Annotated in this window: 23 protein-coding genes and 1 pseudogene; 6 read left to right on the top strand and 18 right to left on the bottom strand. The window is 45.9% G+C overall.

Annotated elements, in window-relative coordinates; genetic code table 11:
* Positions 1–11 precede the first annotated feature (11 nt).
* The 5 genes from BGX16_RS14500 to BGX16_RS03735 form a co-directional block, all read right to left on the bottom strand.
* A complete protein-coding gene (locus BGX16_RS14500) occupies positions 12–929 on the bottom strand; it encodes a hypothetical protein (RefSeq protein ID WP_157797852.1) in 918 nt (305 codons plus the stop codon).
* Positions 930–940: 11 nt separating this feature from the next.
* Positions 941–4636 (bottom strand): ATP-binding protein, encoded by a 3696-nt coding sequence (locus tag BGX16_RS03750; protein ID WP_100424854.1) that lies wholly within the window; start codon positions 4634–4636, stop codon positions 941–943.
* Positions 4623–5171 carry a condensin complex protein MksE gene (locus tag BGX16_RS03745; protein ID WP_100426736.1) on the bottom strand — a complete coding sequence of 183 codons (549 nt, stop codon included), beginning with the start codon at positions 5169–5171 and terminating at the stop codon, positions 4623–4625. The genes BGX16_RS03750 and BGX16_RS03745 overlap by 14 nt, the downstream gene beginning before the upstream one ends.
* Before the next feature lie 9 nt (positions 5172–5180).
* Complete coding sequence (locus BGX16_RS03740; RefSeq protein ID WP_100424853.1) at positions 5181–6374, bottom strand: hypothetical protein; 1194 nt, start codon at positions 6372–6374, stop codon at positions 5181–5183.
* A gap of 190 nt (positions 6375–6564) precedes the next feature.
* Entirely contained in the window at positions 6565–8253 is a 1689-nt protein-coding gene (locus BGX16_RS03735; RefSeq protein ID WP_100424852.1) for a hypothetical protein, read from the bottom strand.
* Positions 8254–8287: 34 nt separating this feature from the next.
* Between BGX16_RS03735 and BGX16_RS03730 the strand changes: the two genes are divergently transcribed.
* Positions 8288–9226 (top strand): hypothetical protein, encoded by a 939-nt coding sequence (locus BGX16_RS03730; RefSeq protein WP_241899429.1) that lies wholly within the window; start codon positions 8288–8290, stop codon positions 9224–9226.
* A gap of 353 nt (positions 9227–9579) precedes the next feature.
* Here the strand turns inward: BGX16_RS03730 and BGX16_RS03725 are convergent, their stop codons facing one another.
* On the bottom strand, positions 9580–10773 hold the full coding sequence (locus tag BGX16_RS03725) for an FISUMP domain-containing protein (protein WP_100424851.1): 1194 nt from the start codon (positions 10771–10773) through the stop codon (positions 9580–9582).
* Positions 10774–10955: 182 nt separating this feature from the next.
* Here BGX16_RS03725 and BGX16_RS03720 point away from each other — a divergent pair, with 182 nt between their 5' ends.
* Complete coding sequence (locus BGX16_RS03720; RefSeq protein ID WP_100424850.1) at positions 10956–12545, top strand: ATP-binding protein; 1590 nt, start codon at positions 10956–10958, stop codon at positions 12543–12545.
* On the opposite strand, the gene BGX16_RS03715 is transcribed toward BGX16_RS03720, so the two are convergent.
* From BGX16_RS03715 to BGX16_RS03705, 3 genes are all read right to left on the bottom strand, one after another.
* Positions 12542–12787: a hypothetical protein gene (locus BGX16_RS03715; protein WP_100424849.1), complete on the bottom strand. Its 246-nt coding sequence runs from the start codon at positions 12785–12787 to the stop codon at positions 12542–12544. The genes BGX16_RS03720 and BGX16_RS03715 overlap by 4 nt on opposite strands.
* Before the next feature lie 6 nt (positions 12788–12793).
* Positions 12794–13939, bottom strand: a complete 1146-nt coding sequence (locus BGX16_RS03710; RefSeq protein ID WP_420866605.1) for an alpha/beta hydrolase — start codon at positions 13937–13939, stop codon at positions 12794–12796.
* Between the two features lie 71 nt (positions 13940–14010).
* Positions 14011–14550, bottom strand: coding sequence for a flavodoxin family protein (locus BGX16_RS03705; RefSeq protein ID WP_100424847.1), 540 nt, complete (start codon positions 14548–14550; stop codon positions 14011–14013).
* A 197-nt stretch (positions 14551–14747) separates the two neighbouring features.
* On the opposite strand from BGX16_RS03705, the gene BGX16_RS03700 reads away from it, so the two are divergent.
* Both BGX16_RS03700 and BGX16_RS15205 read left to right on the top strand, forming a co-directional pair.
* Complete coding sequence (locus BGX16_RS03700; protein ID WP_100424846.1) at positions 14748–14993, top strand: type II toxin-antitoxin system prevent-host-death family antitoxin; 246 nt, start codon at positions 14748–14750, stop codon at positions 14991–14993.
* 48 nt (positions 14994–15041) lie between these two features.
* Positions 15042–15302, top strand: coding sequence for a type II toxin-antitoxin system RelE/ParE family toxin (locus BGX16_RS15205; protein WP_100424845.1), 261 nt, complete (start codon positions 15042–15044; stop codon positions 15300–15302).
* A gap of 215 nt (positions 15303–15517) precedes the next feature.
* On the opposite strand, the gene BGX16_RS03690 is transcribed toward BGX16_RS15205, so the two are convergent.
* From BGX16_RS03690 to BGX16_RS03650, 9 genes and pseudogenes are all read right to left on the bottom strand, one after another.
* Complete coding sequence (locus BGX16_RS03690; RefSeq protein WP_241899428.1) at positions 15518–15703, bottom strand: virulence RhuM family protein; 186 nt, start codon at positions 15701–15703, stop codon at positions 15518–15520.
* A gap of 67 nt (positions 15704–15770) precedes the next feature.
* On the bottom strand, positions 15771–15962 hold the full coding sequence (locus BGX16_RS03685; protein ID WP_100424844.1) for a hypothetical protein: 192 nt from the start codon (positions 15960–15962) through the stop codon (positions 15771–15773).
* The gene (locus BGX16_RS03680; RefSeq protein ID WP_100424843.1) at positions 15949–16506 is read right to left on the bottom strand and encodes a hypothetical protein; all 558 of its coding nucleotides are present in this window, start codon (positions 16504–16506) and stop codon (positions 15949–15951) included. The genes BGX16_RS03685 and BGX16_RS03680 overlap by 14 nt, the downstream gene beginning before the upstream one ends.
* Positions 16507–16642: 136 nt before the next feature.
* Positions 16643–17401 (bottom strand): annotated as a pseudogene (locus BGX16_RS03675) (PDDEXK nuclease domain-containing protein); the annotation flags it as partial.
* 17 nt (positions 17402–17418) lie between these two features.
* Positions 17419–18771, bottom strand: a complete 1353-nt coding sequence (locus BGX16_RS03670; protein WP_198514820.1) for an IS5 family transposase — start codon at positions 18769–18771, stop codon at positions 17419–17421.
* A 112-nt stretch (positions 18772–18883) separates the two neighbouring features.
* On the bottom strand, positions 18884–19159 hold the full coding sequence (locus BGX16_RS03665; protein WP_198514848.1) for a DUF1016 N-terminal domain-containing protein: 276 nt from the start codon (positions 19157–19159) through the stop codon (positions 18884–18886).
* A gap of 498 nt (positions 19160–19657) precedes the next feature.
* Positions 19658–20005: a hypothetical protein gene (locus BGX16_RS03660; protein WP_198514847.1), complete on the bottom strand. Its 348-nt coding sequence runs from the start codon at positions 20003–20005 to the stop codon at positions 19658–19660.
* A gap of 19 nt (positions 20006–20024) precedes the next feature.
* Complete coding sequence (locus BGX16_RS03655; protein ID WP_100424840.1) at positions 20025–21041, bottom strand: restriction endonuclease subunit S; 1017 nt, start codon at positions 21039–21041, stop codon at positions 20025–20027.
* A 2-nt stretch (positions 21042–21043) separates the two neighbouring features.
* Positions 21044–22744 carry an HsdM family class I SAM-dependent methyltransferase gene (locus BGX16_RS03650; protein ID WP_157797851.1) on the bottom strand — a complete coding sequence of 567 codons (1701 nt, stop codon included), beginning with the start codon at positions 22742–22744 and terminating at the stop codon, positions 21044–21046.
* 673 nt (positions 22745–23417) lie between these two features.
* Here BGX16_RS03650 and BGX16_RS03645 point away from each other — a divergent pair.
* Positions 23418–24299, top strand: coding sequence for a LysR family transcriptional regulator (locus tag BGX16_RS03645; protein ID WP_100424838.1), 882 nt, complete (start codon positions 23418–23420; stop codon positions 24297–24299).
* 135 nt (positions 24300–24434) lie between these two features.
* Positions 24435–26372, top strand: a complete 1938-nt coding sequence (gene thrS / locus BGX16_RS03640; protein ID WP_100424837.1) for a threonine--tRNA ligase — start codon at positions 24435–24437, stop codon at positions 26370–26372.
* Positions 26373–26388 lie beyond the last annotated feature (16 nt).

The raw sequence follows: 26388 nt of genomic DNA, 5'->3' as shown, positions 1-26388 counted from the left end.
CGTTGGGGCTTTTAGTCAATAAAACCTTCTTGATCGTAACCCTTATGGTATTTCCTGATAAGGTCAACTAGTGGCTGGACGCGTTTGTCTGCCACTTTCATTTTTTCAAATTTCAAGATTTGATCGTCATATCGTTCGCGGCATCCGTTTGCAATGCGACTATCGGCATCTGGTGGAATCAGGAATGACGCTCGGTCACCAATCCTTGCAAAAAATTCGGTCAAATAGATGTTGATGCCAGCAAGGTCGAGGTCGCCAAAATGTATATATAAATTTTTGCTGTTTTGCAGCCACTTGACAAGATCGCTAGATTGCGGATAGCGAGATACAAAGAGAAGTGAGGCATGGGTGTAATTGGAGTCGCCAAAACATTTGATGAGGTAATCTTGAAATAATTTCTGTTGACGACTGATGTAGCGAAAATTTTCCATATTTTCGACGCCCACAACAATCACATTTTCAGGTATAAAAAAAGATTCGTAATCAGCGATAAAGACGAAAGAGCCTTCGGGAGGATTTATTTCAAATTTTTTTTCATTCAAACTCACTAAAATCGGTTCGTAGCAGTTTACCAAGAACCCCTTGCAACTGCGAGTTTTTCGTATTTTGGAATTGCCGGTTGTTGATGCCTGAATATTTCTTGGTGCAAATGGTGTAGCTCCATCTTCAGAGCAAGAAATTTCACGATAGATAGCTTCTGTTTTTTCAAGATCTTTGAATGCGTCATCACGTGTCGCAAGGTACACTCTAAGGGCTTTCCCATTTGGGGCTTTACAGCATGAACCTCTGCCTTTGGGAATTGTAATGAGTAAACCTTCTTGGACGAGTTCATTAAAGATGGTTCCCTTACAATCGCTCGAAGATAGTTCCGCCCCTTTCGCCAATGCAATGAGACGATTCAGTAAGGACGTTGTAATAGTATATGCCATAAAAATTCCTTCTACCCTTTGGCTGGCGATGTGGGTTGAACTCTCGTCATGAGAGGCCTTACCACGGTCTGCGATTTTGCGTTCTTTTCGAGCAGATAGGTGTAGCGGTATTCCGATACGCTTTGCGTGGTAGGCGAACCGTTGACCAGATAGATGTTTCGGCTGTTCGCAAATTTCAAGATGCCGTTTGCGTTTTTCGGGTGAAGTTTTCCGATTTCGTCCATCATACAGTGGAGCTTGAATTCGCCGAACTTGCGCGATGCCTGCGTCTTGAAAACGTTGATGAGCATAATGTTCACCATCGCTTTCACGAGCACGTCCGTGCCTTCGGAGCCGACATTCGAAATTTTATCAATCCAGCCGGTATCGTTGTCGTTTTCTTGTACGCGGAATTGCAAACGGAACGAATCGCTGAGATTCAGCTGCGTGCGGTTGGATTCTTCGTTCAGAGATTTCACGAATTGCAGTAGCAAGTTGACCGCTTCGCGGTTCGCATTTTCGGTATTGCCCGTGGAGAATAAATTAATCTCGCCAAGAGCGTACTGATTTTCGGTGAAAAACTTTTGGATGGCTAGCATCAGCCGCATCAGTTTGTCGCTTGATTCTTCTGTGCGGAGCGCAATACTTTTGATGACTCCTGCAAAATTTTTTTCGATAAAGTCCCGGTTCACGCCGCTGATGATTTTCTCGATTTCCGTTTTTTGGCGTGTGACATCGCCAATCTCTTTTGCAATTCGTGCGAGAATATCGGAGTAGCGGTTGCTGGTGCGTTCGCGGTAATCTTCGATTTTCTCGTTCAGCAGAAAATCGCTCAGGTTGTCCGCAAATTCCATAAAGTCTGCTTCGGTGTTGAGTTCCGTCTTGAATTTGAACGTATTGCGTTTCGAGAATCTTCCTCGGAATATATTTGATGCGACTTCGAGATCCTTGCTTCGCTTTTGGCTGTTTATGAGCGATTCTTTGAGTTCACTCAATATTTCGGTACAAAGCCGTGCGTTGGGCGTTTCGCCAAGGTCTTTGATGTTTTCGGGGCAAAAACTGGATGCGGCGAACTTGTCCGTTTCTTCGATAGATTGTTGCAGTGTTTTTTCGCGGTCGCGGTGCTGTTGCAGCGTCTTTTCTTGTTCTGTTTTTTTCGCGTCGAGCCTAACCTTCCGAGCGTTGAATTTCTGTTGTAAATCGCTTAGCTTGTCTTCTACATTCTGCTTTTCGCTTTTGAATTCGTCTTCGTGGTCGAAAAGTTCCTGTTTGTCGTAGCGGTAACGTGCAACGAATTCGCGGTGATTTTCGATGTCATCTAGCTTGCGCTGGACTGTTGCAATTTCAGCTTCGCAATCCTTGAGTGCAGTTGTATCGATGTTCTTGTTTCTAAGTTCATCATCGCGTTTTTGGAGCAAATCTTCGCGTTCTTTTTCAAACTCTTTTTTACGAGATTCGATTTCGGCGAGAATCTGGATTTTGAATTCATCAAATTCTTCTTGTTGCAATTTCTGTTCTCGCTGTTTCGCCTTTTCGTTTGCTTTGAGTTCTTGTGTCTTTTCTGTTGTCAGTTTTTTGAGCGAATCTTCCGCATTGAGAATTTTTGTCGCGATATCGTTTATCTTGGACTGGATTTCTTTTTTGCGTTTTTCGATTTCAGCTTTATCGGCTTGCAGAATGGACGCAAGTTCGTTTTCGGATCGTTTCCGCTTTATCGGAAGTTGCACCAATTCTGTATCGCAATCGCGGATTTTGTCAAGCAATGACTTTATCTTGGGTGAATAACTGCGATCAACGGCGGCATTCATCTTTTCGAGTGCATCGGCTAACTCGGTTGCATGAGCTTTGTTTTCTTCGATTGCTTTTAAAGTGGTTTTGCGTTCGGCTGAAATTTCTTCGGGTGTGCGTACGCGAATGGGCAAATCTTCGAGGTTTACCTTGACTCCAAATAAGGATTCGTCTATCGCTTCCTGAGCCGCAACCTCAACAATTAATTCTGGCGAAAGTCCTGTGTTGTAAAGAATTGATTCTTCGTCAGCTACTTTGCCGATGGTGTTTTCCCAGCCGGGTTTATTCTGCGTAAGCCATTCATATAGCGACCCTTTTTGCTTTTCGAGAAGGTTATCCAGTTCTTTTAACTTCGCCACGTTTTGTTTGGCTTCGACGAGCAGGGAGTCATTTTGTTTTTCGTATTCTGTGCGGTTTTTCGCCTGTTCGGCATCTCGCTGTGCGGTGAGTTTATTCAGTTCGGCTTGTGCTGCGGTTTTTGCAATCTTGGTTTGATTTTCGCAAACGTCTAATTTCGAAATTTCCGAACGACATGCTTCAATTTTTTCTGCAAACGGGTGAATGTAGTTGAGCTCAAGCAACTTCTTTTCGCAGGAATTTTTCTCGCTGCTAAGAGCTTCCTTTTCTGCACGGACGTTTGATATTTTTTCTTCGAAACGGTCAAAAATTAAGGCTCGCGACTGTTCAAATTTTTGCAGAATATCTTGTTGTTTTTTGAGCAATTCAGCATTGCGTTCGTTCAGACGTGCATTTTGATTTTGCTTGAATTCTTCAAAAGCTTGCCTTGCTTGCTTTAGAAGATTGTCGTATTTTTCCTTGACATCGTCAAATTCTCGCGTGAGCAGATGCAATCGTTCTTCGAGATGTTCTTTTTCGACTTTGAGTGAACTTTCGCGTTCTTGCTTTTTTAGAACTTCTTCGATGTTTTGTGCTTGGTATTCCTGCGATTTTTCGCGGCATTTTTTCAACTTGTCTTTGACAAGAGTGAGGCTCGCATTTAAGCCATCGCGTTCACGGTTATACTTGCCGGTTTCTTCACCGATTAAACGAATCGTATCGTTAAGAGATGCATTCGCCTTTTCAATTTCAATCGCAAGTGAAGGGAGCTGTTCTTTTGCGGTGCGGTAAGCGTAATTCAATTGCCGTCCGCAATCGTCTATATTTTTCTTGAGTTGCAACAGCGTTCGATAAAGCGTTACGACGCGTTCTGCGTCAATGCGAGTTTCGCATTCGCCACGTTTATTGTAGCTAAACCACAATCCGATATCGGTGTATTCCTGCTCGAACTCCGAAACTTGTTGCCGAAAATATCCGAGATCAATAAACGAACTTTCGCTATCCATTGACTGGATAATCGTTTCCTTGATAAAATCGGCATCCAATTTCGAATTTAAAAACACGTTCTGGATGCTTCGCGGAATATTCTGATAGCGGCTGCTTTCTGCGATGGAAAATTTATAAAATTCTTTGCGTGCAACGGCCTGATGATTTCCATAAATGATGTCTCGAAACTGCTCGTAGCGATCGACAATCGGGCTCATATAGGCTCCTTCTAGCCGGGTACGAATCGTCGGTATTTCGGCGGTGACTTCTCCTTGTTTGTCAATCAACCATTCTTTTTTGTAAGGAGCATCAATAAATCTGAATACAGCACGCCCTGCAGTTTTGTTTACGAGAACGCAGAATGCGCTTTCGTCGCGAACAACTTCATAGACAATATACGAATTTGCTTGTTCAAAATAAAAATCGTCAAAGGATTTCTTTTCTTTCGGGATGCCGAGACGTTGCTTGTCTGCATTGTAAAAGAACAGTAATGCACGGAGCAACGTACTCTTGCCTACGCCCTGCGTTCCAATCAGGTGAACATTTCCGTTAAGCCCGATTTCTGCATAGCGTACATGAGCGCTGTTGATGAAAATAATCTTGTTAAGGAACCTCATCGGTTGCCCCCTCGACAATGTTCAAGCAATTCACCATTTCTTCAAGATAATGGAATGCGGCGGTCACTTTGTACGAACCTTCTAATTCATTTTCCTGTTCGACAAATCCGATTTTCTCCAAGTCGTCAACGAGTTTTTCAATGACTTCTGCGTGTGTCTTTTTGTCTGCGTAAAGTTTTGAAACTTTTTCTTTCAGTTCTATATCGCAAGAAATGCGTTCTAAAATTTTTGCTTTGGTAAAAACATATCCAGAGCCGAATGCTGAATTAAATGTTTTTAGAAAATCCAAACGGTCAATCCAGTCGCAGAAACGGGCCAGTTTGTCAACCGCATTTACTTTAGGCTCTGGTCTCGAAAAATAAAAATAACCGTTACCGCTTTCCAGTACGAAACCGACTCCCTCGTAGTAATCGCGGTAGGCATCAAAGCCGTCTTCTATCACATCGTAATAATTGCGGTTTGCCTGCACAACGCTATTGAGCGAGAGAAATCCGCCCTTGCTCAGAATATCAAAAATTTCTTTGGAATGTTTCAGCATAAAAACCTATCTTGGATAAATTAGCGGATACTCAAAGCCTTCAGCGACAGTGTATTTGTCCGTAATTTCAAGTTCATCGGAAAACTGCGAGACTAGTTGGCAAAACAGCACCAGTTTTCCTTCAAGGTCGATTGGGTAAGGATAACTGTAGTTCATGACAAAATAGAAAAGGTCTGTACCTGCGGCCATGAAGCCGTTTTTCATTTCGGTTTGATCCACCATGGGGATGATGATGCTTTGAGCGGCCATCTCATTTTGGTCTAATGGATCAGCGAGTTGTTTGCGCTGTTTACCTTGAATTTTTCGGCGGTTTTGAACCTCGCGGAGAACAGAAAGGCCGCCGTCCGTTGAACGGAGCCAATCAAGCGAAACTTTGATGCGATACCCGGTGCTAGGCTCCATCCACACGGGATTTTTGTTAGCAAGCATATTTGCCACATCGGTATTCGTTTCGAGCACTTGCTGATCACGGAAGTATTTCACCTGACGGATTTTCTTGAGCAGTTCGCTTTGGTAGTCTATCAAGTTTAGGTAATCGATAATCTGCTTTTCGATTTCGATGAGATTGTGCGAAGATTCGTTGAGGTCGTATCGAAGGTCGTCAATGACAATTTGCAAGTCCGCGTCCATCGCGACTTTGAAAAATGCGGTCTGATTTTCAAGAACTCTTTCCGCTTCTTTTATTTGTAATTTAATGCCGTCTCGTTTTTCGTCAAGGTGCTTGAGTTTTGACTTTTTGATTTTGTAGTTCGGCTCGTTTTTGTAAGTGTTGTCAACATTACGCTTGAGGTCGATTACGTTTCGTTTTGTGTTTAGCGCAATATTTTTCAGGCTACGACGAACTTCACGAAGATAATTGTATTTTGACGATTCGTTGGTCTCTTGCAAATAATATTCGATGGTTTCGTTCAAGTGGTCAATATTTGCCTTGACGCTTTCAACATTGATTTCTTCGTTGACTTTGAGGACTTCCTCGAAAAATTTCAGATAGACGTCTTCGAGTTCCAGAAAGTTTCCGTTGTCGCGAATGACTCCGTAATCTACGAGATACTGGATACGCGACATCTTGTAATCCACTAGCGTCTCTGCTAAATCTAGCCGGAACGAAAGCGTCTTGCGTTTTGCGAACATTTCTTTTAAGAGCGTCTTTTCCCGTGAAAGAGCTTGTATGAGTTCGTCGATAGAGCGAAAACTGTTCATAGTGGGAAAAATATTAAAATAAAGGCTTTTGGATCCTTTTTCCAATGTTCAAAATGTTGTTGTGGGAGGAAAGTTTCGTTGTTCATACTACTCTAGTTTATACCTTTTTCATTCCTCGCTTACAAAGGGTGAATTGAAAAAAAAGAAGCCTAGTCAAGTAGGCTAGGCAAAACTCAATAAGTAGAGATTTTTAATCAGACCAAAGCATAGCTTTTACCAGGTCGGCGGCTTGATTCTTGCCACCACGGGCCGTTTCGCTGGCTGTTGATGCTTCTGAACCAAGGAAACTTTCGCTTTCATCCTTGACAAATCGTATTTTGCCGTGATTATTCCCTTTCTTTACGATTTCCATGTTAAACGGCTTCATCGCTTTGGTCCCATCACTGGAATTAAGATTCTGCTGTTTTGCAACGGATTCCAGAATTTCTTTATTCTTATTCATTTCCTCATAGCAATTCATTGCGTTCACATTGGCTGCTAAGATTTTTTCAATTATATCCGCCGTTCGCATTTTGGGTGATATGGTTGTTTTGCGAACATTTTTTTGAGCCAGCCGTAAGATGCTAATAAGCTGACATTTATATTCATCGGGGAACATCTGGATATCTTTGGGCATGACAAGTGGCAAGTTTTGTACGTTCTTGCTAGAAGCTGTATTAAAGTTCTTTTCAAGAGCTGCGTTTTTGACGTTCGTATTATGCAGCGATTGTTTTGCGTCGGCGAGTTCCTTTTCGGCGGCAATTCGTTTATCATCAGACTGTATCGCAAGATTCTCCCAAGAATCACGCTCTTCCTTGCAGCTCTTGTACAGTTTTTCCAACATAATGTATCGTGCGTGTTCATCTTTGTACTGGTCCCGTTCTTTGGAAACAGCCTCCAGTTCTTGCATCAGCTTCTTTACTTGCTTAGAAAGCTCCTCGGTCGTTGACTTGGACGCTGCCAATTCATTGCGCATTTTCTCCACTGTCTGAATCTTGGCAAGTCGTTCTTTTTCAGTTTGTTCGACAGTAAACTTTGTCTGCGCATCCAGGAAATCATCCCAGGTAAAATTAAACTTGAGAGACAGATTCTTCTTTAGAATCTTGAGGAATATGTCTTGGACAAGTGTTTCAGGATTTTCAGACCAATCAACCACAGAATAGCGATTAAAAATATCTATTGGCTGGCCTTGATAACAGATTCCTATTTCACCTCTTTTGGGATAATTAGCGCCCTTCATGTCGATGCGGAGACGCTCATATATCGTCTTATCTTTTTCAGCAAGAACGTGGGCAACCCCAAAAAGTTTTTTCGCAACCTCGCTTGGTTTTAAAGAATGTGTGCGCTCGGAACAGCTCAAATAAACGATGGGCAAAACGTTGCCTAATTTTGCTGTCAAGGCACATTTTGCTTTCGAAATATCGTTGTACTCAATTATATGGGGCTTGTCTGTTATGTCTAATCCGCCATCTCCATCCTGGAACTTGATGAGATAATCCAAAATCTTCGGCTTAGAAATCGAAGGTAGAGAGGCGCCCTTTTGCAGGTCACATTCTAGCGAGACAAAGCATTGTACATGCTTTGTGTTTCGACAAAAGGCTACGCGGGTGTTCCAACTACGTCCCAACTGGGTGTTTGTAAAAAGGAAGCCCAGATAGTCCTTACCATCAAAAGAGAAGGATTCATATTCAAGCGACTCTCCTGCAAACTTGAACTTTTTGTTCGGTTCCTTGACAAAATCTATACGTGGGGGCAATATTCGTAGAATCGCCTCATAATTCTTTTTCTTGGTCGCACTATTTTTACTTCCGTTTATCCAGGCGAAAATTCCTTTTTCATAGGCATCCTCAGCCCAGCGCAAATCACTTCTTAAATTTAAGGAAGTTCTTACCAACTGCATAAACCATACATCTCCATATAAAAGATGGTGCTAAATGGAATATACAATTAAAATTTGGAAAACAAGTACGGTAAGAGAGGTAAAACAGCGAACGACTTTGAGAAGTCTCTTGCGCGCACTGTTTTACTTTTGTATGTTGTGCGATGTGAAGTTCAAATTTGCTTTGAAAATTGCATTACCTATTTTGCTTATTTTGGTTGCAGGAACACTTTTCTTTCTGTACTATAGCAATCGTATTCCTGAAAATGCTTTGGTGTATTATCGCATTAAAGATCACAAGGGCGAAATTTCAGTATGGCGTGCTTCTAACTGTGAAATAAATGGGGCTGAATTTCACTGTCATGCTGAGCTGTGCCCCGATGATAAATTGAGAGGATATCCGCTTTCGCGGAAATATAAACCGGATACAAATGTGTATCAAGATACTGCCATCATAAATTTAAATTTTGGTTTGTTCAAGAAAACGAGTTATATCCCTCGTCCTGTATATGCAAAATTTGACACCGCTTATTTTAAAAAACAATTTGCTTCGGTAAAGAAAACATTCCCTTGTTCTCATTCAAAAACGTTCTTGTCTTCTTACGAGTTGACGGCTATTGATTTGCCTAGTGGTGTAATGTTCTATGAAACAGGAAAGAAAATGGACTCCCAAAAACCTGCAAAGTCAAAAGAAAAAAGCGAACGCAAAGATTCATTAAGTTCGAATCTCAAGACGAAACCGGCAAAGCTTTCTATTGCATGTCCTGATGTTTTGGGACGTACGCTTCCGCACTTTACATGTTATTGCGTCAATTATCCTACTTATTGCGGAAATCCTAAATACACGAATATGCCTGCTCCTCCAGAACGTCATTTTTATGCGATGAACGTATTGTCTTTAAAGGATAGTTCTTTCACCTGGAAATTGATATACAAGACTCCTTATAGCGAAGCTGATACGCTGGAAGTTACAACGGTGGTCAAGAGAGAGTAATATAAAGTGTTAAATTTTATGCGGCTGCAAAAGAACTTACCGCAATTGGTTTTGTGGAAGCCCCCAAGGCGTATGAACCTGATGAATATTATATCCGCTTGTCGTTTATTCGTACGGATAAAGGAAGGTCTCCATCGTGTGAGTATCTCGAAGGCTACGTTCTGTTGGATTCTGAATTGAACGTGCGCGGAATTAGCACGTGGAATTATCATTAAGTTGATTATCAACAGCATTATTGTCCGATAAATCAATGGGAGCATCAGCACTAAACATCTCTCTGCGTTCAAGATGTTCAATTTTGTAATTGTTAAGATTTTTCTCGTTTCTGGACATAATTCACCCTTCTCAAACAATTATTTTTGATTGACTATCACACACCGGACTGAAAAACCAGCAAGTTTAGTATAGTTTCCATGATTTTCTGGATAAAATGCCGTTCCTGAGTATGTTGTTGAACCTGATTTGGGATAAACATTCCCATTGTCAACTAATTCAGCAGGATAATACCATAATGTGATATCATTTAATTGTGAAAATTGTCCATTATCCTTACGCAGACCAGCTCCTACAAGACTAAATCCAGTAGTGTTGAAGCCTCCAAAACCGAATGTAGAACGCACCCCCTCGACACCATGGGTATTCCCGTTACTATTGACTATGATATAAAAATCATCATAAGTCAAAAGTCGCCAACCATTCGGGCAAATTCCCTGATGATTCTCTTGAATCAAATGGGCACAACTCTTGGTATTACAACTATCGTTGAAGCCCATCATTTCAGCCCACTGGTAAAGCCCGCCATAGCGGTCACAATTCGTTGTATCATTGTCATAGCAATAGCGTTCGATTTTAGAATCATCTTTTTGATCTTTGAAACCACGAACCATTTCACCAACATTCAGATTTTCAGCCATTACAGAAATCGAAGTATCTTTAGTAGAAAGGCATCTGTCAGTTTCACTGTATTCTAGACATTTTTTACCATCAATCTGTAAGTAATAATATTCACGATTATTCCTTTCATCAACAAATGTTTTATAAGCCCCCTTACGCCACAATGTTCCATCAAAAGCTTTAGAATGATCAAATGGTACATACTCACTGCTACTCGAAGCAACTGACGACGAAGACTGCTTCTCAGAAGAACTAGACGATCCTACAGAACTACTACTTTGCTTTTCACTCGAAGACGAACTCACCGACGAACTGGACTTATCCTTACTACTGCTAGAAGATTCACCCGACTTCACAGAACTGGAACTCTTGGAGTCGGCCGAGTCCTTTGTTTCTTTCGCGGAACTGCTTGACACTTCGACAGGCTCAGATCCCTTGACACTACTGGAAGACTTGTCTTTTTCTGTAGATTCATTTCCCGACGACTTCTTGTCAACAGAAGATGACGACTCATCCAAATCAGAAGACTCTACCGATGAACTGGAACTACCGGTTTCGTCGGAACTAGCCGACGAAGAGTCATCGCAAGCCGAAAGCGCAAGCATTGCAAAAGCTACAGCGCTCACCAAGCCGAGTTTCTTTATCGTTTTCATTATCCATTCTCCTGTTATTAAACTTTTGTGTTGCCACTGCCGCCCACACACCAATCACCGCCGGGGCCTCGATAACCGCTTCGGGCGGTACCTCGCTATCCCCGAAATATAGCACAATCCCAACCAGCCTAGGCACCCCTATCGGGGAGTAATGCCCGCCGAAAAAATTGTATTTTGTTACCATGGCGTTAAAGAGATTTCCCATCGGTGTGCAGGATTTCGCGGTGATTCGCGAAGACGGCAAGTATTACGTTGACAAAACCGACTTGATCTATAAATTGGTCAAAGCGGACAGGTATTTCTTTTTGTCCCGTCCGCGCCGTTTCGGGAAATCGCTGCTGGTCAGCACGCTGCAATACTATTTTGAAGGGCGCAAGGACTTGTTCACTGGCCTCGCGATGGAGAAACTCGAGACCGAGTGGAAAAAGTACCCGGTGTTCAAGTTGAGTTTCGCGGGGAACAAGTTCATTACCGAAGAGGACCTGGCAGATACGCTCAATTTGAAGCTTGGCGAATGGGAACGCCAGTATGGGCTTGTGCCGTCCGACAAGTCGGCTTGGGGTGTGCGTTTCGAGTTGCTTATCAAGGCTGCTCATGCAAGCACAGGCATGCCCCCTGTGGTGCTTGTCGATGAATACGACGCCCCGCTGCTGGATTCCATGGAAAATCCGGAACTCCAGCTCACGCTCAAGAACGAGATGCGCAAGCTGTTCAGCCCGCTCAAGGATTTGGGCGGCATCCTCCGCTTCGTGTTCCTCACGGGCATCAGCAAGTTCAGCCAGCTCTCGATTTTCAGCGAACTCAACAACCTGAACGTCATCACTATGGATGACGAGTATGCGGCCATCTGCGGTATCACGAAGGAAGAAGTGCTGACACAGATGCAGCCCGAGATCCAGGCCCTCGCCGACAAGAACGGCTTGACTTATGACGGTGCCTGCGAGACGCTAACGCGCCAGTATGACGGCTACCACTTCAGCAAGAACTCGCCGGACGTGTTCAACCCGTTCAGTTTGATAAACGCTTTGAGCAAACGCGAACTTGCCAACTACTGGTTTTCCACGGGAACGCCGACGATTCTGACCAAGCTCATGCGCAAGTACAAGGTGGACCCGACGCCTTTCGATACCGGGTTCGAGGCTACGCAGGACATGTTCGACGCACCGACGGAGACTGCCAAGAACCCTATCCCGATGCTTTACCAGAGCGGGTACTTGACGATCAAGAATTTTGATGGTTTTGCTTACACGATTGGCTTCCCGAACGAAGAAGTGCGTCTCGGCTTTCTGAAGGCGCTGATGCCTTATTACGCGATGGACGACGTTGTTGACAACGACATGTTCATGCTCCGTTTCACGAAGGCGCTGCGGAAAGGTAAAATTGATGATGCGATGACTCACATCCGCGCGTTCATGAGCGGCATCCCGTATAATGCGGAACGCAAGGACGAAAACCACTACAAGACGGTGCTGTTCCTGATTTTCAAGCTGTGTACGCCATACGTCGTGCGTACCGAGGAATGCAGTGCTGCGGGCCGCGCCGATGCCGTCGTGGAGACCGCCGATGCTGTTTACATTTTCGAGTTCAAGCTGGACTCTTCCGCGACTGTGGATGACGCGTTAAAACAAATCGACGACAAGGGCTATCTGATTCCATACTCGGTCACGATGACCAAGGACGGCTCGCCGAAAAAGTTGTTCAAAATCGGCGTTACGTTCGACCAGGAAAAGCGTACCATCGGCGAATGGAAGGTTGTGGAATTATCCCACTAGGCGGCAAGAACAGAGAGTAATGTTGCCTTATCAACACTGACGATTTCGCCATCCTGCCTTACAATGCCAGGCAAACCGGCATCAGGATCATTCAACTGCGAGGCAATTTGATTTTGCAGGGTATTATTTACAACACCATCTTTCCCAACATGGTATCCATCAACAAAAAGCGACCCGCAATTCGCAAGCCGCTTTTGTTCAGATTCCGGCTCTGAGGCAGGAATGACGTTTTGTTTAAGCAATCACTTTTACTTCAAATTCGCTTGGAAAAATTCGTTCAGCTTTTCGAAGGGGATTTTTTCCAGGTTGTCGTAGAGGTCCACGTGGGAGGCTCCGGGAATAACGAGTAATTCCTTGTTGCCGACGGTCTTGCTCCAGTTCTTGGTGGCGTCGAGTTTTGCAGGGACGTTTGCCTTTTTGCCGGTCATCTTTTCGAAAGCGCCTTCGCCGAAGTAGCGGCTGTGGGCCTTTTCGCCGTGGATGATGAGCACCGGGTTACGGATTTCGTCGGCGTATGCGAGGAGTTTCGTGTTCAGGAGCGAGGTGCCTGCGGAGGCAGCCCAGCCCTTGTTGCTGTTCAGCGAGCGCTTGTGATAGCCGCGCGGGGTCTTGTAGTAGGCGTAGTAATCCTTGACAAAGTAAGGAGCGTCGTCCGGGAGCGGGTCCATCACGCCGCCGGCCAGGTCGTACGTACCGTTCTTGAAGTCCTTGGTGCGCTGGACCATCAGAGCCTTGCGGGCCTCGTTGCGGGCGTCGGCGTTGTTTGCCGCATCGAAGTAGCCGTTCGCGGTTACGCGGCTCATGTCGTACATGGTCGAGGCCACCGTCGCCTTTACGCGGGTGTCAATGCCGGCGGCGTTAATCGCCATGCCGCCCCAGCCGCAAATGCCGATGATGCCGATACGTTCCGGATCCACGTTGTCGCGGGTCGAGAGAAAATCGACAGACGCCATGAAGTCTTCGGTGTTGATGTCCGGGCTGTTCATGTAGCGCGGTTCGCCGCCCGATTCGCCGGTGAAGCTCGGGTCGAATGCGATGGTCAGAAATCCGCGTTCCGCCATCTGCTGGGCGTAAAGGCCGCTGGACTGTTCCTTGACGGCACCGAACGGGCCCGAGACTGCAATCGCCGGGAACTTGCCGTTCACCTTGAGGCTCGTGTCCTTGGGCACGAACATGTCTGCGGCGAGTTCAATGCCAAAGTGGTTCTTGAAAGTGACCTTGGAATGTTCGACCTTGTCGCTCTTGGGGAAAACCTTGTCCCATTCGGCGGTGAGCGTGAGCTTGTTCATATTTTCGTCCTTTGTCTGTTGTGCGGTTTCTGTTGCGGACTGCGTGGCCGGCGTGGCGGCACCTTGCGCAGCAGCCTTGTTTTCTTTTTCGGGGCAGCATGCCATCAGGGTGCATGCGGAAACCACGGCGAGTGCCGCTTTAAAGAATCTGGATTTCATGATTTATCTCCTTGTGGTTAAACTTTCTTTCCCATGGCGAACGCTTTTTTCAGGAGCGCGGAATTCTTCTGGACATCGCCTGCGCTTTCGGCTCCCGTGGCACAGAGGGAGCCCTTGAGCTTCACGCCGTCGAAACAGGCGATCCACCCGCCAATGCCGCGTTTTGCGATGTTCATGGCCTTCGCGTCCGTATCGGCGGCAGATGTGAGCAGGTAAATCTCGCGGAACTTGTAATCGCTCGCATAGAGGGAATTAGCGCGGTCGAGCATCGTCTTGAGCTGGCCGCTCATCTCGTAATAGTAAATCGGCGTTGCGAACGCGATAACATCGGCCGATTCCATCTTCTTGGTAATGGCGGGTGCGTCGTCCTTGATGACGCACTTGCCCTTGTTCTGGCAAGCGAGGCAGCCCATGCAAAAACCGATTTTCTTGCCGCGCAGCGATTCGAATTCCACCTTGTTGCCCGCCTCGGCGGCACCCTTCGCGAACTCCTGCGCCAGGGTTTCGGAGTTGCTTCCCTTGCGCAAGCTGCTGGACAAGACCAATACTTTTTTCATAGGTTCCTCTCGGTTGAAGTCTTTACGTGTTCAAATATACCTTTGCTTTTCAGACATTATAAATACTTTGTTTTCATAACTAGATATGCTTATAAGGCATAGAATTAAGGCAGAAAACTCGCAATACGACACATACTTCGTTGAATTTTACTTGTAATTATTCTTAAAATTTTGTATTTTAGGAAAGGAGGTTTCCCATGCCCTGTATTTTGCCAGTTTCTGATTTGCGCAATTATAACGAAGTTCTTCAGAACGTGACCGAAGATTCCCCAGTCTTTTTGACCAAGAACGGCCGGGGTTGTTACGTTGTAATAGACATCAAGGAATACGAACGCATGGTCGCCGAACTGAAGTTACAGAAGGCTCTTGCCGAAGGCGAACGCTCCGCCGAACAGCGACGATGGCTTTCCGCCGCTGATGTGCGGAAAAAATACGAGGTCTAGATTCCCTTCATCGTATTTTCGCCGAAAGCCGTCTAAGATTTAGACGGCATCAACGCTTATATAGAATCCGAGCTAGGCAGCCCTAAAGCGGCGAATGAAAAGGTCATTGAAATTCTTGACGCCATTGACAACCTAGCCGTTTTCCCCGAGATCGGCCCTTCGTTAAGAGGTAAGGTAAATAGCTTGACGAAGTATCGTTGCCTTTCTGTCAGCGGGTATTTGGTCTTTTACCGGAACGAACGTGATAAAGTTTTTGTCATTCGAATTTTGAATAGCCGGATGGACTACCTAAGGATTTTGGGATTGTGATGTTGGCAACAGCAGAAAAACATTGGCGGAATTTTACGGAACGACTCGTTTAATGGATCCCCCCCTCCAAACGAACCTGTGCATTTTTTACACAAGTTGAATTTCCATACAATTCCAGCATCTGAAAAAATGTTGCGAATATGCCGATTTATTGAAGTTCAGTCCGTATTGAACAGCTCCGCCATTTGCACTATGTGCAATCGGCTGCAACTCGGTCATAAAATCAAGCTAGCTTGATTTTGCGACACTCGTTTTGTACGATTTTGCGCCTGCGTCAGCCAGACGGTATCCTGATCCACGCGAACTTCGATGTGAAATTCGCCCCCTTCCGGCTGATACACGATGATTTCATTCTTCTCGCCGTCAACTTCACCCGACGACAATAAACCGGCATTCTTCATCGTTCCTCCCTCCTCCTACATGCATAAAAGGCGGGGCTACGGGCTACTATAACGTCATGGTTATAGATTACGGAATCTTGAACTGCAGGATTTCATCGGCAGTCAGATCATCAAAATCCTTTCCCACACGCTCGGCATATCGCCCTAATTCCAGCAGGTTCAACTTGCCTTTAGGCGGGTTTTTATAAGGATTCGGAGGAGTCAAGTACTCTTCCATGGAATCCGCCAGAATGACGGCGGGCTTTCTAATTCCACTCATAGGTATAGACCTCCAGAAGTTTTTGTGATGCCATCCTGCTAAAAGCAAATTGATATGGATGCAAAGCACCCAAATAAGTTGCACCTAGAACATCAAGATAGTGATTTAGCAGCTCTTTGTTAAGGGCAAAACCATGAATAAATCCGTCATATCCCCATGCAAGGGAACGGTCCGCCGCTATGGCAAAAAGATGACCCCCAACACCGATGTATTTTTGCTTACCAAAAGCATGTTTGTTATTTTGCGGAGCGGTGCAAGCCCAATGCAAATAGGCAGCTTTTACATCCACATCATTTCTTACTCCGACAAGCCCTTGAATTTCATTATTTTCTTTCAAGGCAAGGGCAAAGACCTCAACTTCTTTGGGAATTTTGATCCAATTAATTTCCCACCCGTTCTTTTCGTTGAATTTTTCCAGGAAAGACCTGCTTTCAATCCTGAATACCACAGTTTCCTTGATTTCCCCAGTTTCGGTATCCTTGAGGCAGGGAACAATTTCGTCGAGCCATATGCCGACACCACCAGCGATTACGCCATTCTTCATCTTTCCTCCCTCCGCCTACATGCATAAAAAAGGTGGGGCTTTGATTGGTTTGCTTCGTGCGCAAAAAAGTAGTTTACTACACACTTGTGCACTATAATGTAAATTACTAGAAGGCGACTGTCAAGAGCGAGACGCGTTATTTTTTCTTTATTCGCTTGGATTTTTTCACGAGTTCCTTGGCCTCGTTGATTTCGCCGACCAGTTGCTCAGTGGTGGGCAGATACAACTTATACTCACTAGCAAGGATAGTCTTATTGTCTTCGGGCAAAGTCATTTTCACGGCAGTGTCGTTTTTGCCTGCGCACAAAAGAATGCCGATGGTAGGATTTTCATCGGGCAGTTTTTCAATGCGGTCGTGGTAATTCACGTACATCTGGAGCTGGCCGAGGTCCTGATGCGTGATTTTGCCCGTCTTGATTTCAATAACCACAAAACAGCGAAGCAACCTGTTGTAAAGAACGAGGTCAATGAAGAATTCATCGTCTTCGAGCATAATCCGCTTCTGCCGAGCAACAAAGGCAAATCCCTTACCCAGTTCGAGAAGGAAATCAGTGATATGCGAAATAATCGCGCCTTCCAGATCGCTTTCATAAAAGGCGGGATTCCTTTCCAGCCCAAGAAATTCCAGGACCATCGGATCCTTGATGACCTCTTGCGGGGTTTCGGGGATGCGTTCCTTGCGAGCGACCGCCAGCACGGATTCCTTATCGTTACTGAGCAAAAGGCGCTCGTATAGCTGGCTGTTGATTTGGCGTTCGAGTTCGCGCCCGTTCCAAGAATTGTTCACCGCCTCAAGTTCGTAATATTCGCGCTTGTCGGGGTCAGGAATCTGAATCAACATACGATATTGCGACCAGTTCAATTGCGAACGCAGTGCGTTCGCAATTGGATAGGTAGTTGACCCTTAAAAAGTCACTTCGCGAGCGCAGGATAAGGAGGTTCGCCGTTTTTATTCACCCCTTCCCGGCAAAGGAAGCAACAGTATAGCCATTCCAACAGGACAAAAAAGCGCCTCATGGCCCTCTTGAAGTTGAACGCCGCTGCTGCAAGCTTTGCATTGAGCATGTCGCCAAAGATTCCCTTGTAGAAATTTCTACCCATACGGTGGTCGCTTTTCAGGTGGCCGTTGATAGGCTCGATGCCTGCCCTCTTGCAAAAAAGCTTGTGAGCCTTTTCCTTCTGGTAGTAAGTCGCGTTTTTCTTCGGGACGTCCGGTATCACGATCTTTGTCGTTCCGGATTCCTTTTGTCCGCGGTAGCCTCGGTCGCATGCGGCCTGGCTCGGCCTGAATCCAAGCATTTGTTCAACATGGTCAAGCGTATCGTCTATCGTATGTCCGTCATACTCGTCCCGGAACGAGACCGCGCCGACAATGATGCCGCTGTAGCTCCGGGCGATTGACACCTTGTTGCCGAACTCGTATTTCTTGTGTTCCTTGCCCTTGCCGATGCATTTTACTTCGGGTTCGTGAAGCGAATAGACCTTGTCCTTGTCGCATTTCTTCTGTGCCAGAACTTTTTTGAAAAGCTCGATTTTTTCTTTGTACGTGTTCAACAAGTTCTTGCTGGCGAGATTTCGCTCTAATTCACGGACGAGCCGTCCCGCGATTGTCTTCAGCCTGCGATCTGCCTTGTGAGCCTTCTTGCCGTTCTTCGGGTGATTGCGGAAACGCTGGTCACGATGGACCTTCTTCAAGGTTCTCTTGTAGGACTGTCTTTGCGGAAGATCATGCTCTTCCACGATCCTCTGTACCTGTTCTATTATCTTGTTCGCAAGTTTGGCGTCTGTAGGGAACGTGATGTTCTTTTCCTGCACGGTCGTGTCAAGAAAGACCGTGCCGCATCCTGTCGGTCCTTGTTTATCGTGGTCATCGTTGACGAGGATACTTTCCTTGAGGATCATGTCCATGCCCGCTTCGCCAATCATGTGCCGGAAGTGAACAAGTTCGCTCGGGTCGCAGGGTTGCTCCGTCGAGAAGAACCGTTCTCCGCAAAAATACTGGTAATAGGCGTTTTCCTGAAACTGCTCCACGACGGACTCGTCCGATACGTTGCGGATGTGCTTCAGGATGATGAGCCCGGTCATGAGACGGATCGGCTTGTTCGGCGCACCCATTTTGTCGTCAAACCGTTTCGAAAACTCGGTCTCGAACTTGTTCCAGTCAATCTTGTTCGCGAGAACGTAGAGGGAATGCTTGTGGTTCAACTGCTCCTCAAGGGAACAGAAAAGGCTTGTCTGTGCGTGGGATTTTGGCGGTCTGTACATAAAAAATTGCAAGGTTTTCAATCATATTTTAGAAAACCTTGCAATATTTTCACAGGGTAGAAATCAGTTTTTCCCAACAGTTATGCGGGCTGGGCGGGATTTTAAGGGATGACTAGGTAATGAAAAATTGGCGGCAAAATTCTAATTGACGCTTAGAAAATCCGCTGCCATATTCCGCTTCCAGTTTTTCTGCAAGCGATTTCACGATATACGCCCCATAATCGGCACGCTTCTTGCCATGCTGTTCTTCTTCGAAAATACGCTTGCCAAGTTTCCAGTACATCTGGACACGACAGAAATCAACGCTCCTGACCGCATTTTTCCGCGCAGTCTCGATGATTTGCTTGGCATCTTGGACCAGCTTCGTAGAGATAACTTCTTTAGCCATATTAGCCTCCATTTGGCCGCAATTAGCGACACCGCTTTCGCGGCTGGTTAGTGTTAGAGGCGTCTCTTGTATTCCGAAAATCCAGAATAAAAAAAGGCGCATTTTTCCATTAGACGGAAAAATGCGTCGGGCATTATTGTACCTAATATTTGAAAAACTGGCAAGGGGCGTAACGAAATTTTACATAACCACTGGGGTTATTCGTATTTCAATACTACGAGCAACAAAGACCTTGTGGAAACTCTTGATTTGAACCTGTCGGAATTTCCGACTGGTTTGCCCGAATTTGTAATTTGCAAAAAATGCAAAATGGTATACTGAAGAGAAATAAAATCAAACAAGTTTGATTCTGCGCCGTTCGCCTTGGTTTTCCGCCTACATGCATAAAAGGCGGGGCTTTGATTGGTTTGCTTCGTGCGCGAAAAGTAGTTTTCTACACACTTGTGCACTAAACGTAAAATACTAGAAGGCAGATGTCAAGGGGGATATATTTAAAATTTACTTAGAAAGAGTCTTTTCGATTGTAAGGTATTCTACTTTATTTTTATCAAGGCGAATGAATTTACTTTTTTGAAGGTTTTCTATAATTTTTGTAACCTTAGCATCTTCAATGCCACCATTGAAATTGTACATTGCTTTGATGAAATTTGTAAGGGCATCATATTTTGCAGGCTTTGATTTCAACAAACGTTTTTTTATCGTTTCCATTTCTTCTGCTTGAGAAGCACTATTTAGCCGTTCTTCTTCAATACAAGCCATTTGAATTAGCTTTTGAGCCAGTTTCAGCTTTTCTCGATACGATAGTTCTTTGACTTTTTCCACTAGCCCAGAAAGTAACATCGACATTTACGCCTCCTTGTTTGAGTTAAAGACTTGATGAATACGGAAGTGACTTGATGTAATCTTCCATAAATTGCCAATCAGGTTCATATTCGTTGGGAGTGATTTTGCGAACAGGAAGTTTTATCAACGAATCAGGCATCCTTTTGGGTCGCCACTTTCGCCCATAATCCCATCTAAAACGTTCCTTTTCAATAAGAGAACATAAGAACATTGCTATGTAAATATTGAGTTCCTTATTCCATTTCTTATGGATATATAATGGATTTACATCATGAGTACAGGTGAACTCCTTTGGCTGATAAAAAGCGTATCCTACAGAACCGTTGTTTGATACGGTTATGCAATTGGACTTGAAAATCTTTTGTTCAAGGGGAGCATTGGGTTCATCGCCAGTTTTAGACGCATCCTTAATCGTGTCTAAATCATGCATCGATGTAATTCCGTTGTTTGAATCCGTTGCTCCAATAAATGGAATATCACCAATGGGATTTTCTTCAGGCTTTTTATTATAGAAACCTTTGCAGATTTCAAATATTTCATCATAACGAAACCACTTCCAACTATCCGTATTTAATTTGATTTTGTTAGAAATAATGGGCTTGTTGCAGAAGCGAATCTCAGCTTCTTTTGTTCTTACATATTTTGGAATTTCATCTTTAGACGGAACTAAAATACTTCTAAACGTTTTATTCGCACCCCGGCCATAATTGTATCTGTATTTATTTTGCTCAATTACATAGCAGTAATAAAGCATTTCTTCTTTAGTCAGTTTAATTTTGGGCTTTGCCACATAGATATCTCGACCGCTATAATACTCATAATCGTGATAAAATGTTGAAAGGACACTACCACTGACGGCAATACTTAATGTATGTGAAGGATTAGGCTCAACATCGTCCATCTTTTTTACATGGCATACAACACCATTATTTACAGATTGCCTTGAAACAAATGGAATGCCAGCCGATACAACCTCACTATTGACAACCTCTAAATTGACGCCATACCATACATCAAAAATATCAATCAAAGGAACCATAATTACTCGCTTAAAAATTTGAAGGAGATGTATTCCTTCATTTTCTTTTCAAAATCTTTTTGATTGAGTGTACTATAATCCGTTTCCATGTAGGCTTCGGCACACCATTCATCCTCGGCTTGGACTTCATAGCGCACGGAAAGGCCTGGAACTTCTTTGAGATTTTTGTACGCAGCAAGCCATTTGTCCTTTATGGCGGCAAATTTACCACGAGCATCAATGCGTCCCTGGTTCTTGCGCTTTTCAAATCCATCGTCCTTGAAATATCCGAACCAACTTTCAAGTCCTGCATTTTCCTTAGATGTGTCAAAAACCATTACACACGTTACAACGCCGACGGGATAGAATAAATCGTCAGGCATGCTTAAAACAGCCTTCAAATGAGCCTTTTCAAGGATTCTTCTCTTAACCTCAATCAAATTCTTTTCATCCTTGATTCCGCAACTCATTTGCACAATAGCAGCAACTCTACCTTGCTGAGGTTTCACCACATCAATAGCATGTTCTATGAATTCCATTTGTTGGGCCGTCCCCACATCGTAGGGAGGATTCAAGAATGCTACGGTCGGTTTATGAGTTTCGATAGCTCCTTTGGTTTGAAAACAGTCTCCGCAATAGATATTAGAGCGGCCATCGCCTCGGAGCATCATATTTGAACAAGCGTAGGTGTACATTTGCGGACGGAGTTCCACGCCGACAAGTTGCGACGAACGAATTTTCAAATGCCTTCGCTTGTCATTTCCGGCCAACTTGAAAAGACGCTTCATTCCTGCAATAAGGAAACCAGCCGTACCACAACAAGGGTCATATGCGACATCGTTCAAATTCAGATCAACTAAATCGCAGAACAAATCTGTCACATGCGACGGGGTCAGGACGAGACCTTGCTTTTGCTCACTTCCCGCATAGCGAATGAATTCCGTATAAAAACGCCCCAAAACATCGAATCCTGAATCGTCCATTTGCGTTAAGGGATATACGTTCTTGTACAGATAGTCTATGATGTTTTTCATGACTTCAAGGCTGTACACGAGTTTCTTGGTGGTTTTATTTTTTACCGCATTTTCGCGAAAGATTGGTTCGTTCAAAATTTTGCTGTATTCGCCAATCATGGCGTTTTCGTTACGGACTTTGTTTGCAGAAAGAGTCGTCTTAATCGCTCCCATCATCGCTTCGCCAAGACTACGAATTGTAGGCTGCGACATAAAACTTTCACGGAAGGGCTTGTTCAAGAGTGAAAGCAGAATGGCGCTCACCATGGTATTGCGAGTCAATTCAGGAATTGAATAATCATTATATTCTTCGTTCAGATATATTGCTTTTGAAATGATATCTACACTACGCAGGTTTTCTGCAAACCGTTCATTGTCAAAAATCTTAAGATAATCATTCAAGGAAAGAAGTTTTTTATCCGTAAGTTTCTGGCAGGTGTTTGCGCCGCATTTCCATAGGTAGTGCGAAATTTTCAATTCTGTTTCAGATTCACCGCTTGACGCAATCGCAATAACCTCAAATTCCTTTGAAAGAGCCTTGGCGTAATGCAGAACGCCATCAACCGCATAATCTTTGGGTTTGTCTTTATTCTTAGACTCATGCATTGATGGCAACGCCTTACATTCCACAACAATAAGATAACGGGAATCCGTCGGGAATGTAAGTATGAATTCTGGATAACCAGCGCCGTTTCCACCACCCTTGGACATACCTTTCAGAAGTTCCGAAATCTTCTTGTTCGTGGATTTTTGTTCTTCGAATTTGATAGAACCAAAAAGAACATCACTCTTAAAGTGATCTCGGATTATCGCTTCGTTCAATCTTTCATTCGCCATACAGGACTCCAGTAGGAGTGACGACGCTTATTGTTTTCGGTTCGCACAAAAGAAAAAGGCGTGGAGCCGAATATGGTTTTTGTAGCTGAGCCACTAGACAAGGCCTAACACAAGAAAACGCACAAACGGCCCACGCACAGAGTGCGTGAGCAGATTGGCCTTATCCCTTGTGTTTTGAAAGTGTCTAGTTTCCAGCTACACGAATAAGAGCAATCACTCAAAAAAATATGTCGTTTGAAATATACATAATTAGAAGTGAGAAGGACACGCCCCGTCAAGCGGAGCATGACATTAGGGCGGGTGGGCGGGATAAGCCGGGGGTTTTAGGGGGCGGAGCCCCTTAGGCGAGGGGGTGCTGGAAGACTTGCCCTGGACCCTATCGCTGCTGTCATTCTGGAGCGTAGCGATAGAATCCAGGGTGACAACGGGGCAAGGCAGCAAGCGAGGGGGATACATCCCCCCACCGTCAAATCAATCAGTTATTCCTTTCGAGCATTATTCTCGCAAATTCATACCTGCGGGGCTTGGATTTTGTTAGTTTTCGGGTATGGAACTTCGAGTTTTGCGGTATTTTCTGGAGGCGGCGCGGTTGGGGAATGTCTCGCGCGCGGCGGATAATCTTTGCGTGACGCAGCCGACGGTGAGTCGCCAGCTCAAGGAGTTGGAGGAGGAACTGGGCGAGAAGCTTTTCGAGCGCACGAATTACGCGATTCGGCTGACGTCTGCGGGGGAACTCTTGCGGGAGCGTGCGGAGGACATCCTTTCGATGGCAGACAGGACGGTGCAGGATTTCAAGTCGCTGAAGGAAGACGAGGTGGTGGGTGAAATTGCCATTGCCTGTGCGGAATCGCGGAACGTGAACTTTCTCTCGAAGTGCATCGGGATTCTCCGGGACGACTATCCGAAGATTAAGTACAACTTATATTCGGGCGACAGCGAGCGCGCCCTGGAAAAGCTGGACAAGGGCATTTTCGATTTCGCGGTGGTTGTAGATAACGTCGATTTGGAAAAATACAACTGCCTTGCGGTGCGTTCGGTGGACCGCTGGGGCGTGGTGATGCGTCGCAACGACCCTTTGGCCAAGCGAGATTTTATTGAGCCGAAGGACTTGCTCGACAAGCCGCTGATGGCGTCGCGACAGGCGATGGTGGCGGATTTGCCGAAATGGTTCGGCGACGATATCGCAAAGCTGAATTTGATTGTGGGGCTCGACCTTTCATACAACGGTTCGGTGCTTGCGAAGGAGGGCACTGGCTACCTGCTCACTTTCGATGGTCTGGTGGATACGAGCCGCACTTCGCGTTTGTGTTTCAGGCCGCTCATGCCCGAGCTCACCACCAACATGTACATCATTTGGCGGCGGGGCCAGCAGTTCACGCGGGCGGGGGAACTTTTCCTCGATACGCTCCGGCACGTGCTGGGGGATTGATTTATATATCTGCATCTAATTCATTTTTCAATATAAGGCTCACCAATAGACATTTTCTATTCTAAATTTCGCCTTACCGCCAGATGTCGTATTTCTGGGGAACCGGGCGAGAACCGCCCACAAAAAGGATTAATTATGTCTCAAATCGAACTCACCTTCCCCGATGGCTCCGTACGTTCCGTAGCATCGGGCATCACCGGCCTCGAAATTGCGAAGGGCATTTCCGAAGGTCTTGCACGCAAGGCGCTTGGCGTCAAACTCGGCGATAAGGTCCTCGACCTCACGCGCCCGCTCACCGAGAGCGGCACCATCAAGATTATCACGCCGAGCAACGACGACCCGGATGCTCTGATGCTCCTGCGTCACAGCTGCAGCCACGTGCTTGCCGAAGCCATCTGCGACCTGTTTCCGGGCACCAAGCTCGCCTACGGTCCGGCTATCGACAAGGGTTTCTACTACGATTTGATGACACCGACCCCGATCCAGCAGTCGGATTTCGAGCGCATTGAAAAGCGCATGAAGGAAATCATCAAGGAAGACCGTCCGTTTACCCGTTGCGAAGTCAGCGCCGCCGATGGCCTGAAGCGCACCGAAGGCGACAAGTACAAGACGGATAACGCGCAGCGCGCACTCGCCCGCGAAGGCAGCGACGGTACGCTTAGCTTCTACGTGACTGGCGAACCGGGCAAGAACTTCGAAGACCTCTGTGCCGGTCCCCACGTGCCTTCTACTGGCAAGCTCAAGAATTTCAAGGTGCTCTCCATGTCGGGTGCATACTGGCATGGTGACCAGAACAGCGACCAGCTGACCCGCGTCTATGGCACCTGCTTTGCCGACAAGGAAGGTCTCGAAACATACCTGAAGTTCCTGGAAGAGGCCGAAAAGCGCGACCACCGCAAGATCGGCAAGGAAATGGACCTCTACCACATCGAAGACCATTCTCCGGGCATGGTGTTCTGGCACCCGAAGGGCACCAAGATGGTGAACGCCCTGAAGGACTACATCCGCGGTAAGATTGACCGTCGTGGCTACCTCGAAGTGATTACGCCGGAAATCGTGAACAAGACTTTGTGGATCAAGTCCGGCCACGCCGACAAGTACAACGAGAACATGTTCAAGACGCTCGCGGGCGACGTGGAAATGGCCGTGAAGCCGATGAACTGCCCCTGCCACATCCAGATTTTCAACACGGGTCTCCGCAGCTGGCGCGACCTGCCGATGCGCCTTGCCGAATTCGGTAAGTGCCACCGTTACGAACCTGCCGGTACCATGCACGGCCTGATGCGCGTGCGCGGCTTTGTGCAGGACGATGCCCACATCTTCTGTACCGAAGACCAGATTGCAAGCGAAGTGGCCGATTTCTGCGCCCTCGTGAAGGAAATCTACCACGACTTTGGTTTTGACGATATCGTGGTGAAGTTCTCCACCCGCCCGGAAAAGCGCGTGGGTTCCGACGAAATTTGGGACAAGGCTGAAGCCGCCCTCGCCGAAGCCACCAAGCTCGCCGGCCTCGACTACATTTTGAACCCGGGCGAAGGCGCCTTCTACGGCCCGAAGCTTGAATTCACGCTGAAGGACAGCCTCGGTCGTGACTGGCAGTGCGGTACCATCCAGGTGGACTTCAACTTGCCGCAGCGTCTCGGCGCCGAATATGTCGGTAAGGACAACCAGAAGCACATTCCGGTGATGCTGCACCGCGCCGCCGTGGGTTCCATCGAACGCTTCCTCGGCATCCTTATCGAAGAGTTCATGGGCGATTTCCCGCTGTGGCTCGCTCCGGTTCAGGCCCGCGTGCTCCCGATTTCTGAAAAGTTCGTTGACTACGCTAAGAAGGTCGAGAAGGAACTCGTGAACGCCGGCGTCCGCGTGGAAGTTGACGAATCCAACGAAAAGCTCGGCTACAAGATCCGCCAGTGCGAACTCCAGAAGGTGCCGTACAAGATCATCGTTGGCGAAAAGGAACAGGCTGAAGGCGTTATCGCAGTCAACAAGAGAAAGGAAGGCGACAAGGGTCAGATGACCGTCGCCCAGTTCCTCGAAATGACCGCCGAAGACCGCAAGGTTGTGCGCTAATCGCCAAACATGTCAT

Source organism: Hallerella succinigenes, from assembly GCF_002797675.1.
GTDB classification, from domain to species: Bacteria; Fibrobacterota; Fibrobacteria; order Fibrobacterales; family Fibrobacteraceae; genus Hallerella; species Hallerella succinigenes.
Note: the sequence above shows the minus strand (reverse complement) of the source record. Positions and strands in the feature narration are given on the sequence as shown.